Source organism: Pseudooceanicola sediminis (assembly GCF_003575965.1).
GTDB lineage: Bacteria > Pseudomonadota > Alphaproteobacteria > Rhodobacterales > Rhodobacteraceae > Pseudooceanicola > Pseudooceanicola sediminis.
This window is the reverse complement of record NZ_QWJJ01000015.1, coordinates 20,651-32,780: the sequence shown is the minus strand read 5'-3', so window position 1 is coordinate 32,780 and position 12,130 is coordinate 20,651. Positions and strand designations below refer to the sequence as shown.

The 12,130-nt window shown below is 62.2% G+C and carries 9 protein-coding genes; 5 read left to right on the top strand and 4 right to left on the bottom strand.

Going from position 1 to position 12,130, the window contains the following annotated elements; translation table 11 throughout:
• Positions 1–6 precede the first annotated feature (6 nt).
• Complete coding sequence (locus tag DL237_RS15900) at positions 7–2,373, bottom strand: xanthine dehydrogenase family protein molybdopterin-binding subunit (protein ID WP_119400080.1); 2,367 nt, start codon at positions 2,371–2,373, stop codon at positions 7–9.
• Positions 2,374–2,433: 60 nt separating this feature from the next.
• On the bottom strand, positions 2,434–2,916 hold the full coding sequence (locus tag DL237_RS15895; RefSeq protein WP_119400079.1) for a (2Fe-2S)-binding protein: 483 nt from the start codon (positions 2,914–2,916) through the stop codon (positions 2,434–2,436).
• A gap of 233 nt (positions 2,917–3,149) precedes the next feature.
• On the opposite strand from DL237_RS15895, the gene DL237_RS15890 reads away from it, so the two are divergent.
• From DL237_RS15890 to DL237_RS15880, 3 genes are read left to right on the top strand one after another with little or no spacing between them, the layout of a single operon-like run.
• On the top strand, positions 3,150–3,818 hold the full coding sequence (locus tag DL237_RS15890; RefSeq protein ID WP_119400078.1) for a LuxR C-terminal-related transcriptional regulator: 669 nt from the start codon (positions 3,150–3,152) through the stop codon (positions 3,816–3,818).
• A 36-nt stretch (positions 3,819–3,854) separates the two neighbouring features.
• Positions 3,855–5,030 (top strand): FIST N-terminal domain-containing protein, encoded by a 1,176-nt coding sequence (locus DL237_RS15885; protein ID WP_119400077.1) that lies wholly within the window; start codon positions 3,855–3,857, stop codon positions 5,028–5,030.
• Entirely contained in the window at positions 5,027–6,832 is a 1,806-nt protein-coding gene (locus tag DL237_RS15880) for a sensor histidine kinase (protein WP_119400076.1), read from the top strand. Before DL237_RS15885 ends, DL237_RS15880 begins: the two co-directional genes overlap by 4 nt.
• A gap of 55 nt (positions 6,833–6,887) precedes the next feature.
• Here the strand turns inward: DL237_RS15880 and DL237_RS15875 are convergent, their stop codons facing one another.
• Both DL237_RS15875 and DL237_RS15870 read right to left on the bottom strand, forming a co-directional pair.
• Positions 6,888–8,150: a glycosyltransferase gene (locus DL237_RS15875; RefSeq protein ID WP_119400075.1), complete on the bottom strand. Its 1,263-nt coding sequence runs from the start codon at positions 8,148–8,150 to the stop codon at positions 6,888–6,890.
• On the bottom strand, positions 8,137–9,057 hold the full coding sequence (locus DL237_RS15870) for a glycosyltransferase (RefSeq protein WP_158585663.1): 921 nt from the start codon (positions 9,055–9,057) through the stop codon (positions 8,137–8,139). Before DL237_RS15870 ends, DL237_RS15875 begins: the two co-directional genes overlap by 14 nt.
• A 278-nt stretch (positions 9,058–9,335) precedes the next feature.
• On the opposite strand from DL237_RS15870, the gene DL237_RS15865 reads away from it, so the two are divergent.
• A complete protein-coding gene (locus DL237_RS15865; RefSeq protein WP_119400073.1) occupies positions 9,336–10,652 on the top strand; it encodes a glycosyltransferase in 1,317 nt (438 codons plus the stop codon).
• A complete protein-coding gene (locus DL237_RS15860) occupies positions 10,649–11,983 on the top strand; it encodes a glycosyltransferase (protein WP_158585662.1) in 1,335 nt (444 codons plus the stop codon). Before DL237_RS15865 ends, DL237_RS15860 begins: the two co-directional genes overlap by 4 nt.
• The last annotated feature ends 147 nt before the right edge of the window (positions 11,984–12,130 follow it).

The window sequence follows — 12,130 nt, the reverse complement described above, 5'->3', positions numbered from 1 at the left end:
GACGGTTCAGGCGTTCATCGCGGCCCAGACTTTGGCCGGTGTGACCGGCATGTCAATATGCGCGACCGGTTTGCCGGCCCTGTGCATCGCATCCAGCACCGCATTGATCACGGCGGGGGGCGATCCGATGGCACCGGCCTCTCCGCATCCTTTGACACCCAGCGGATTGTGCGTGCAAGGGGTCTGGCAGGAATGATCGACCGTGATCATCGGGACATCCGACGCCCTCGGCATGGCATAATCCATGTAGCTGGCCGAGAGCAGCTGCCCCTCGCTGTCGTAAGTGCAGTTTTCCAACAGGGCCTGGCCAATTCCCTGAGCGACACCACCCTGAACCTGTCCTTCGACAATCATCGGATTGATAACATTTCCGAAATCGTCAGCAGCGGTGAAGCGTTCGATGGTGACCTTGCCGGTGTCCGGGTCAATCTCGACCTCGCAGATGTAGCAGCCCGAGGGGTAGGTAAAGTTTGAGGGATCGTAGAAAGCGGTTTCCTCCAGCCCCGGCTCAAGGTCGGTCAACGGATAATTGTGCGGCACATAGGCCGCCAGCGTGACATCCCCCCAGTTCAGCGATTTGTCGGTGCCGGCGACCGAGAATTTGCCGTCCTTCAGCTCAATATCGGCGTCAGAGGCTTCGAGAATATGCGCTGCGATCTTCTTGGCCTTGGAGATGATCTTTTCCGTCGCGCGCACCATCGCCGAACCGCCAACCGCAATTGAGCGAGAGCCATATGTGCCCATTCCCATCGGTGTATTGGCGGTATCTCCGTGGACAATTTCAACCTGGTCAGGTTCGATCCCGATCATCTGGGCGATCACCTGGGGAAACGATGTCTCGTGACCCTGCCCGTGACTATGGCTGCCGGTCATCACCACGATGCCGCCCGTCGCATTGACCCGAACGGTCGCGGATTCGTACAATCCTGCCCGCGCACCAAGCTGACCGACAAGGTTGGACGGCGCGATGCCGCACGCCTCGATATAATGGGCAAGGCCGATGCCGCGCAGCTTGCCCCGCGCCTGTGATTCCGCGTGTCGGTTTGCAAACCCGGCATAATCAGACAGCTCCAGCGCCTTGTTCAATGTCGCCTCGTAGTCACCGGTGTCATATTCAACCGCGACGGGGGTGGCATAGGGGAACTGGTCCTTGCGGATGAAGTTTTGGCGACGCAACTCAGCCGGATCAACACCCAGTTCGCGCGCCGCCTTGTCGATCACCCGTTCAAGCTGAAAGGTCGCCTCGGGGCGGCCCGCACCGCGATAGGCATCGACGGGCACGGTATTGGTAAACACCGCCTTGACGTTCACGTAGATCAGGGGCGTGCGGTAGTTGCCCGCCATCAGCGTGCCATGCAGCCATGTCGGGACCGAGGGCGCGAAGGTCGAGAGGTAGGCCCCCATATTGGCATAGGTGTCGGTGCGCAGCGCCGTGAAGTTGTTTTCTGCATCCAGCGCGAGCTGGATCTTTGTCACATGGTCACGCCCATGGGCATCGGACATGAATGCCTCGGATCTGGTGGACGTCCATTTTACAGGCCGTTTCAGCTGCTTGGCTGCAAAGGTGCAAAAGGCTTCCTCGGCGTAGTGAAAGATCTTCGTACCAAATCCGCCGCCGACATCTGGGGCGACGACGCGCAACTTGTGCTCGGGGATGCCCAGCACGAATGCCCCCATCAGCAGACGGATCACATGCGGGTTCTGCGAGGTCGTATAGAGCGTCGAGCTGTCGTCATGCGCGGCATAGTCTCCGATGGCGACGCGCGGCTCCATAGGGTTGGCGACAAGTCGGTTATTGACCAGTTCCAGCGTGGTGACATGGTCCGCAGCTAGAAACGCCTCGTCGACAGCGGCCTTGTTCTCCTCAACGAAACCCCAATCATAGCACAGGTTCGACGTCAGATCGTCGTGCACGCGCGGGGCATCCTCCTGCACGGCGGCCTTCATGTCGATCACCGCAGGCAGTTCGTCATAGTCGAGCACGATCGCCTCGGCTGCATCACGGGCCTGATCCAGCGTTTCCGCAACCACGGCCGCGACGATTTCACCGACATGGCGAATCTTGCCTTCGGCCATGATTGGGTGCTTGGGTTCCTGCATCGGCTGGCCCTTGCGATCCGTGATCTGCCATCCGCAGGGAAGACCGCCAACGCCATCGAAATCCGTTGCGGTGAACACCCGCAAGACACCGGGCATAGAAGCTGCATCCTGCGTCTCAATACCGTTCAGCGTGGCGTGCGCAACATCTGCGCGCAGAAAATGCACATAGGCCTGACCATGCAGATTTATGTCATCTGTGTAGCGGCCCTTGCCTGTGAGAAATCGAATATCTTCGCGCCGCTTGGTGCTGGCGCCAATGCCGTCCTTGGGCATGGTCTATCCTCCCTGAGTGTGGTCCGGGGCGCGTTGACGCCCTACAAGATCGGGTCTGAGCTATTCCGCGGCGACCTGTGTCACCTGCTGGCCAGAGGCCGCCATCACCGCCTTGATGATATTGTGGTATCCGGTGCAGCGGCAGATATTTCCCTGCAGGTGGTGACGCACCTGCGCCTCTGTCGGTTCTGGTGTCTGTTCGAGCAGGGTGGCGGCGGCCATCACCATGCCGGGCGTGCAAAAGCCGCATTGCAGGCCATGATGATCCTGGAACGCTTGCTGCAACACCGAGAGAGAGCCATCCGCATTCGCCATACCTTCGATGGTCGTGACCTCTGCGCCGTCGGCCTCGGCGGCGAACATGCTACAGCTTTTCACCTGCAATCCGTCGACGTGCACCGTGCAGGCGCCGCATTGACTTGTATCGCATCCGGTATGGGTGCCGGTCAGTCCCTGCCCGTCGCGCAGAAACGTGACAAGCAGCGTACGCCCCTCCACCTCTCCCGAGACCTGGCGACCATTCACCCTCATCTGAACTTTCATCGTCAATCCTCCCTCGCTAGCCGTATCGCGGAGCCATGCGACTCCGGTCCTTCCCGTCTGCAGGCTAGGCGCGAGCAGGGGTTTGCATCTATGCGACCAAGGTCGCGGCGCAGCGCGCGGCATGGGACGAAGGCCCTATTTCCAAACAGGCCCGGGCCGCGCTAGGCTTTCTCCGCACGCCTTTTCTGCATGTAAAGGCGGGCAATGATCTGTGCGGCTTGGGAGGGACCGTCATGGAAGATATCCGCATGACCTCGGCGCTGGTTGTTGATGACCACCCGCTATTCTGCGATGCGCTGGCCATAACGCTGCGCAGCGTCGCCGGCATCCGCGACATCCGCACCGCCGCGACCCTGCAGGGCGCACTTGATGAACTGGGCGCAAACGGGACGCCGGATGTCGTGGTCCTGGACCTGAACCTGCCAGATGTGCGTGGTCTTGATGGCCTTGTGCGACTGCGCAACATCGCCGGCGTGCCTGTTGTCGTCGTGTCCTCCATGGCAGAGGATCGTCTGATTTCCTCAGCGCTGTCCGCCGGCGCGGCGGGGTATATCCCAAAGCACAGCCAGCGGGATGTATTTCGCGCAGCTTTTGACAGCCTGCGGCGCGGCCAGCGATTTGTCCCTGAGGGCTATCTTGGCTCAATCGAGGACGACGGCCTTAGCCGGGATGACACATTGGCACGGATCGCAACCCTGACAAATCAACAGGCCCGCATCCTGGACCTGATCACCAATGGAAAGCTGAACAAGCAGATCGCGTACGAGCTTTCGATCGCAGAAACGACGGTCAAGGCGCATGTCACTGCGATCATGCGCAAGCTCGGGGTGCACAGCCGGACGCAGGCGGCGCTGCTGGCCAGCGAAGCCAGCTTCTCGAATGTCTTGCGCCGCGAGGGGTGAGGCCGCACATTGTAGCGATGGGTGGAGGAGAGCCCGATGCGGATGCAGGCAGACAACGTCATCGAGGAGGTGACGCCACAGCCCATCGTCAGAACAGCCTCGCTGCGCGCGGATCATCCCGACGCGGCGCAGGAAATCGCGCGGCTGTTACGGCCAGACGATCTCGACACGGTGATCCTGTTCGCCTCTCCCCGCGCTGAAATCACGGCCTTGGTTGCCGGGGCGCAGCGGCATATGGGCCGTGCGCGGGTGGTCGGGTGTACGACCGCAGGTGAAATAAATGCCAGTGGCTATACCGAGGGCGAGATCGTCGCCATAGGCCTGCCCCGCAGCCAGTTTCGAAGCCGTGCCGTGCTGCTGGAAAAGCTGGAGGATATCCCGACCACAGAGCTGGTACCGCGCCTGTTGTCCGCCCGTAGCGACCTGATCAGCGAGGCCCCCACATGGGACCATGAGTTCGCCTTTCTGATGGTCGACGGCATGTCCCTGCGCGAAGACGTTCTGGTCACGCAGGTCGCAACGGCCCTCGGGCCGATCCCGCTGTTCGGCGGCTCGGCTGGCGATATGAATCGGTTTTCGCGCACACAGGTCTTTGCCGCGGGAAAGGCGCTGCAAAAGGCGGCCGTGCTGCTCATGGTGCGCAGCCGCTGCCCGATCCGGGTGTTTCGCACCGACCATTTTGCCCCGCTCGACCGTCACATGGTCGTCACGCGTGCCGACCCCGACGCCCGGATCGTGAGCGAGATCAATGGCGCCCCCGCCGGACCGGAATATGCGCGCATCCTGGGCAAGGATCCCGCCCAGTTGGACACCTTCACGTTTGCGTCGCATCCGGTGGTCGTCAAGGTGGGCGGGCGGCATCACGTACGCGCCATCCAGCGGGTCGCCCCGACCGGCGATCTCCACTTTTTCTCGGCCATCGGCGAGGGTCTTGTGCTGACGCTGGCGGGGTCAGAGGACATGCCGACGCACCTCGATCGCGAACTGGCAGACCTGGCCAAAGGTGTCACGCCCGATATCGTACTGGGCTGCGACTGCATTCTGCGACGACTCGAGGCCGAGCAAAAACAGGTCACCGGCGCATTGTCCGCAATTCTGGCAAGGCATCGCGTGCATGGCTTTTCGACATATGGGGAACAGCATGGCGCCATGCACGTCAACCAGACCCTGACCGGCGTCGCGATCTATCCCCCGCCGGAGGACCTGCCATGAGCATCAGCGACCTGGTCGATCCCGCTGACCCGCCAGCCCGCCAGATCGAAAAGCTGATGCGCATTGCCGGCGCGCTGATGACGCGGGTTCAGCAGGACAGCGACACCTCCAGCGAGGCCTACGCGCAATTTCAACGCGCCGCCCTGCTGGAACAAGAAGTCCGAGTCCGCACGAGAGAGCTGGAAACGGCGCTGGACCTTCTGAACCAGTCCAATGACCACCTTGCGCAGGCCAACCGCGAAACCGAAGCCGCGCGGTCCAACCTCGCCAATGCCATCGAGGCCGTGGAGGAAGGGTTTGCCCTGTTCAGCCCGAACGAAACGCTGATCCTCTGCAACGCGCGCTTTGGAATGCATATGCCAGATCTGCGGCCCAAACTGCTGCCCGGCCTGAGTTTTAGCGACTACGTCACTCTGGTCAGCCGCAGCGCACACCTGGCGCTCCCCCCAGATGAAACGCCCGACATCTGGCTGGCACGACGCATGGCCCGACATCACGAGCCACACGTGATGTTCAACGTGCGGCTGACGGGCCATCGCTGGTTGCAAGTCAGCGAACATCGCACGCCCGACGGCGGGATCGTCATCCTTCAAACCGACGTCACCGACATGATGCGTGTCGAACGCAAGGAACGGGCGCGGATGCTGGATGATCAGGCCCAGTTGGTGCGTGCCACCCTGGAACATCTCGATCAGGGCGTCTGCATCTTCGACAAGACCGCCCGCCTGGTCGGGTGGAATCGCCGCGTGGGTGAACTCCTGTCGTTCCCGATGCGCCTGTTATCCATGGGAATTCATGCTGAACGGCTGATCGGCTGGATGTCCGGCCGCTTTACCCTCGGCGACGGCAGCAGGCATGTCGATCTGAGGAGCTGGATTTCGCAATCGAACAACCGTCCGCCGCTGCAATTCGAGGTTACGCGCAGCGGTACACCGACGCTGGCGGTCTTTGCGCAGGAAATGCCTGACAACGGCTTTGTCATCAGCTTCACCGATGTCACCGCCGAACGTGCCGCCGTGCGGGCGATAAGCGGCGCGAATGAACGCCTGGAGGCCCGCGTTCTGGAGCGCACGATCGAGTTGGAGGCCGCGCTGGCGGAAGCCGAGCGCGCCAATGCCTCGAAATCACGGTTCGTCGCAGCTGCCAGCCATGACCTGCTGCAACCGTTATCCGCAGCCAAGCTGTTTCTGGCATCCGTCGAAGAAAGCGACACCAACGCCGAAACCGCGCCGGTTCTGGGCAAGGCCCGGCGCGCCCTGGAAAGCGTCGAACATCTGATGGGCGCGTTGCTGGATATCTCCAAGCTGGATTCGGGCCGCGCCGAGGTACATGTTACCGCCGTGTCGCTGCACCGCCTGATGCAACAATTGGGGGATGAAATGGCACCACTGGCCCGCCAGAAGGGACTTTGCCTGAACGTCGTACCCAGCAGCGCCGTGGTGGCAAGTGACGCGACCTACCTGCGCCGCATTCTGCAAAACCTGCTGAGCAACGCCCTGCGATACACCGAAAGCGGCACGGTTCTGCTAGGCGCACGCCGGCGCGGCAACCATGTCATGATCGAGGTCCGCGATACCGGCCTCGGCATCCCAGCGGACCAGCAAAAGGAGATATTTCGCGAATTTTCACGCCTGAACGCGACGGTCAGCTCTTCTGACGGGATGGGCCTGGGCCTGGCAATCGTCGAACGCGCCTGCCTGTTGCTGGGCCACACGTTGACCCTCGAGTCCGAAGAACGGCGAGGCAGCATCTTTCGCGTCGCCGTCCCGGTGATCCGTTTCGGCACCCCGCCACGCGATTGATGATCGTGAACGCGGCCCAATCTCGACCGGGCGTGCGCGTTGTCGCAGGTCACCTTCAGTGCCGGTGTGCTGCCGTTTGCGGGGCAGAATTCCAAGCCTGTGCTGCTTTTGTCGGAAGGAGGTCCTGCACCAGCAGGCGGCGCATTTCCGGCGCCCGCGCCGCAAACGAAAACCGGCTGCGCCAGGCGTCGCTTATCTCTGCCTGTGCCGCCGCGCGCTTGGCGCAGAAATGCTCTGTCAGGGCAACAATGCGCAGGGCGTCCTCCTGCGGTGTGTCATCGCCACGATCGCTGAGCCCCACGCACAACGGGTGCTGCGCCAACAGATCGACCGTTCCCGGAATATTGCACAGCGCGAGGGGTAGACCCGCCTCGAACGCCTCTAGCGCACCGACCGGCATCCCCTCATAGAGTGAGGTGAGCAGGTAGCAATCTGCCCCCGCCAGGATTGGCCGAACATCCGCCACCTCGCCCAGGAAATCGACACGGCCCAGCCCGCATTCGCCCAGGATACGACGCGCCTTTTTGCGAAAGTCTGCGCTATCGGTCCCTGCCCCACACACCGACAGTCGGTAATTCCCGGGTAACTCAACCAGGATGCGCAGGGCGCGCATGAGGTTTTTCTGTCGGGCAACGCGGCCGGTCATCACGATGTGGCGCACGGGCCGCCCCAAGCGTGACACAGGCATCGGTGGTGACCATGCGGCCTCGGTCATGACCTGATCGAGGTCGGAGCAATTCGGCAGCACGTGGCAGATGTGGCGCGCGCAAAGCGACGCGCCCACGGCTTCGCGATAGTGTGCCTGGGCTGCTTCCGATAGAAATATCAGGTGCTGCAACGGGCCACGACGCAAGCTCAGCCGCTCAACCCGACGCGCAATCGCTGCCAGAATCGCATGGTGCCCCGGCCCGAACGGCAGGCCATGAAATGTAATTGCGACGAGCGGTTCGTTGCCTTGGCGGCCAAGCTGCCCCGTCAGGATCAGCCATCGCAACAACAGCACCCCCATCCGTGAATGCGCCCAGACCAACGCCGGATCTTCGCGCATCAGGATTGCCTTGAGGCGCCGCGCGCCCCTCAACCACCATAGCGGCGACAGCCGGGTCCGAAGGCCAGCGATCTGGACATGGCGCGCCGCGCCCTCGGACAGAAAGGCATAGCCGCCCCGATCACGGTCCGACACCACGACCAGCTCGGCCACAGTGTTGCATGCGCGCACGACTTGGCGAAGATGGCGCGGAACACCCGAGAACCCTCCGTCCCCCCCAATCAGGACAACTTTCTGCCGTTGCGGTTGAGGGGGGTCAGATACGCCCAAGCAGCACCGCCCCCCAGAAACCCACCGTGCCGTCCAAGCTCTGACGAAAGATGCCCGCGCGCCGCATTTCCCGAACGCGGCGCGGCCAGGGGGCTTGTCGCGCAGAGATGAACAGGCTCAGAATCTCTTGATTTTCGGGTGTCAAAAAGGCCGAACAGCTCTGCAGGGCATTCAGCTGGGCCTGCACCCGCTCCGCATACAGACCACGCGCCACACCGATCTTGCGACGGGTCCAGTCGGCAAGCGAGCCCTGCGCGCCGATCGCATTACCCTCATGCTGGCGATACAGCACCGAAGGTTCACGATCCATCAGACTGATGGCGCCGGCGCCGGTCAACAGCTGGTAGAGCCACCAATCGTGCGAATAAATGCCGTTGGCCAGAGGGGCCGCCTGCCGCGCGATGCGCGCCGCCGCCCCGTTCAAGACCAGGGTGTTGCCGAAGGCCACGTTTTCGACCAGCGCATTTGCAAAGCAGGCCCGCCCCCGTGGCAACCGCGAGGGACGCATGCGTCCCGGTTTCGGCCCCCAGTCGAAACGCCGTCCGTACACGAACGCCGGCACCGTCGAGGGCAGGCGATTCAACATGCGCACCGCCCGGCCCAGCCGTTTGGGCAGCCAGATGTCATCTTGGTCCGCCAGCGCCACGTGGCCGGGGACATCCGGCAGATCTGCCAGCATTGACAGGTAATTGGCGGCAAAGCCCTGTTGCGGACCATGCCGGGTGACAACGCTGCATGGGCCATCCTCCAGGGTCGATGCGAACCGCTGAATCATGGCAAGGCTGCCATCGCTGGAGCCATCGTCGCTGGCCCAGAGCGTCCAGCTTGCCACGCCACTTGTGCGCAGGCTGTCCAACTGCGGACCAAGGAAACGTTCACCGTTGCGCACCCCGATCAAGATCAACATCGATGTTCCCTCCTCAGGGCGCCTGCTCCGACAGCAACGGCGGCCGGGTCTTTTTGCCGGCCGTGGCGCAATGTCCCGCACACACCGGCCTTGCCACCCTGCGGCGCGCAGGCTGGCAATATCGGCTCGTGCATCAGGCACCGCACTCAATTCACGCATACTTCGGGGCTCCGAGGCGAGAGGTTTATCGACTCGGATGATTAAATTGCACCCGTAAAGACTTCGTTCACCAGCAAGGGCCTATCACCGGAAAAGCGATCCAGAACGGAAGTCGGCAGATGCACCCCAGGCAGATCTCTCCTCAACACGTGCAACGTTTCTTTTACTACCTGCGCCGAGAGGGGTGGCGCAGCACGCTGCGTCGCACTCGGTTCTGGTTCAAACTGGCGAATGTGGGGCATCGCCCCTCGATCGCGCCGGAGGTCACGTCCGGCGGGCTGCACACTGCTTTCGCCGCCGTCGACGACATCCAGTCGTTCTGGACGGAAAGCGCCGAAAAATCGGCGTTCCAGATCGCCACTCCACCGGTGCTGCACCAGAAACGCAAAGTCGCCATGATCGGTGATCTGAATCTGCCGCAATGCCGCAAGTACAGGGTTGAACAGATCGCCGAAGTCCTGGCAGAGGCTGGCACCGAATATGCCTATTCGCACTACGAAGACCTACCGCGTTGCATGGACATCATGCAGGATGCCACGCATCTGACGCTCTATCGCCTGCGCAGCCACCGTGACGTTTCACGCCACCTCTACGAGGCGCGGCGATTGCGCCTGCCGATCCTGTACGACATCGACGACCCGCTGTTTTCGGTGCCCGCCTATGCAACCTATGGCAATATGGATGCCTTGCCGGGCGATTTCAAAACACGCTTCATGGCCGAGGCGCCCGGATACGCCGACGTCATGAACATGGCCGACGTGATATCGGTTTCGACGCCGGCCTTGCAGGATCATGCGCGCGAATTCACCCGGCGTCCGGTATTCTTACGTCGCAACTTTGCGGACCGCGCCACGCTTGATGCAAGCACCCCCGACGTTCCGCGCGCGGCACAGGGCGGCTTTCGCATCTGCTTCGCCAGCGGCTCACACGGGCACGAAGTTGATTTTGCCGTGATCGAAGCCGATGTGATGCGCTTTCTGGCCCGTGACAAGCTGCGAAAGCTGGTTATCCTCGGCCATTTCGACAAGACGCGCCTGCCGCCGGAAATTCGCGATCAGGTCGAAACACACCCCTTCAGCGGCTACGCCGACTACCTTGCCCACCTTGCCTCCTGCCACGCCGCGATCATGCCGCTGGCCGATGACATCTTCAATCGCTGCAAGAGCGGTGTTCGCGTGATCGATGCCAGCTCGGTCGGCGTCCCGAGCTTGGTTGGCAAGGTTTCCGACATGGCCGCGCTGGTCGACGATGGTGTGACCGGGCGCGTTCTGGGCACCAGCGGCAACTGGGCGGCAGCGCTCGAAGATCTCGCCAATGATCCCAAACTGGCCCGCAAGATGGGACAAACCGCCCGCAAGCAACTGGAAAACCGATGGAGCGCGCGCCTGGACATGCCCGTCATCGACCCCGAAATGGTCCGGTGGATGACAGCATGAACACCCCTCATCTTCTTGTCGGAAATATCTTTTTCGCGCCCTACACCTACGGCGGCGCCACAATCGTCGCCGAAGAGGTCGCCCGCAGCCTGCAAGCGCGGCACGGCTGGCACGTTTCAGTTCTCTCTGCCGTCTCACGCACGGATCTGCCGGAATATGCCATCCGAAAGCTTCAGTCCGACGGCATTGCGAATTACGTGATCAACCTGCCGCCATCCCGGCGCTATGCCGAAATGTATTCCAACGCCCAGGTCAGCGAGGCGGCGAGCAGGCTGATCCAGACGCTTGATCCCGATCTGGTTCACCTGCATTGCATCCAGGAACTGGGAACAGGCATCATCCAGGCGGCGCGCCAGGCGAAATTGCCCGTGGTGGTTTCCGCGCACGACTTCTGGTGGATTTGCGAACGGCAATTCATGATCCGGCAAGATGGGCGCTATTGCGGCCAATCCCCGGTCGAAGTCGGCGCCTGCCGGTCCTGCGTCATGGATATCACCCAGACCCGAACGCGCTTTCTGCACCTGCAAGATAATGCGGCCGAGATTGATCTGATGACCTACCCCTCCGAATTTGCCCGTGCGCTCTGCGACCAATCCGGAATCCGGCCGCGCGACCAGGTCGTCTGGCAAAACGGCGTTACCCTGCCTCAATCCGACTTTGCAGACCGACAGGCCCGCCGACGCGCAGCCGATCCTCGGCTGGTGTTCGGCTATTGTGGCGGCCCCTCCGACATCAAGGGCTGGCCTCTGATCGAACGGGCATTTGGCGGGCTGAAGCGTAGTGACTTCCGCGTGCGGCTGGCCGATGGCAGCGTGTTTGGCAGTTGGTGGAAAGAAACCGACCTGGCAGCCCTGCCCGGCGACTGGTCCGTGCATCCCCGCTACAGCCAGTCGCAGATGGATGATTTCTGGTGCGAAGTCGATGTGCTGCTGTTCCCCTCTCAATGGAAAGAGACGTTCGGCCTGACCATCCGAGAAGCGTTGGCACGCGGCGTGCGGGTCATCCAGACTGACAGTGGCGGCACGACGGAACATCTGGGGCCGGACCGCACTCGGATGCTGAAAATCGGGGACGGCCATGATCGGCTGCGAGAGGAGCTGATGTTTGCACTCGACCGGCCCGATCCCTATTCCTCTCCATTGGAGATCGCTGATTTCGATGCTCAGGCCGACCGCTTCGTGACCCTGACCGCGCCGCTTCTCGCACGCAGCAGCGCGGCCAAGGCGGCACAGATCGTGGCAATGCCAAAGGGCAAGGACAGTCGGACAAAGACGGCCCGGCACGCAGCCGAAGGAGGGACGATACACAGTCTGCACCGCTCCCAAACCTGAGAACGTACCACCGATGCCCACATCTCATGCTCTGTGGCGCGCGCCGATGGACGGATGGCCAAAGCATCTACACTTCTAGGGAACCAGGTTAATTAAATGTTTCAATTGTCCGACACGGCCCCGGACCCGAATAGATCGACTGCGCCC

Excerpts from the sequence above, each read along its gene's own strand:
- DL237_RS15900 (WP_119400080.1), bottom strand. The coding sequence starts at position 2,373 with ATGCCCAAGGACGGCATTGGCGCCAGCACCAAGCGGCGCGAAGATATT.
- DL237_RS15895 (WP_119400079.1), bottom strand. The coding sequence starts at position 2,916 with ATGAAAGTTCAGATGAGGGTGAATGGTCGCCAGGTCTCGGGAGAGGTG.
- DL237_RS15890 (WP_119400078.1), top strand. The coding sequence starts at position 3,150 with ATGGAAGATATCCGCATGACCTCGGCGCTGGTTGTTGATGACCACCCG.
- DL237_RS15885 (WP_119400077.1), top strand. The coding sequence starts at position 3,855 with ATGCGGATGCAGGCAGACAACGTCATCGAGGAGGTGACGCCACAGCCC.
- DL237_RS15880 (WP_119400076.1), top strand. The coding sequence starts at position 5,027 with ATGAGCATCAGCGACCTGGTCGATCCCGCTGACCCGCCAGCCCGCCAG.
- DL237_RS15870 (WP_158585663.1), bottom strand. The coding sequence starts at position 9,057 with ATGTTGATCTTGATCGGGGTGCGCAACGGTGAACGTTTCCTTGGTCCG.
- DL237_RS15865 (WP_119400073.1), top strand. The coding sequence starts at position 9,336 with ATGCACCCCAGGCAGATCTCTCCTCAACACGTGCAACGTTTCTTTTAC.
- DL237_RS15860 (WP_158585662.1), top strand. The coding sequence starts at position 10,649 with ATGAACACCCCTCATCTTCTTGTCGGAAATATCTTTTTCGCGCCCTAC.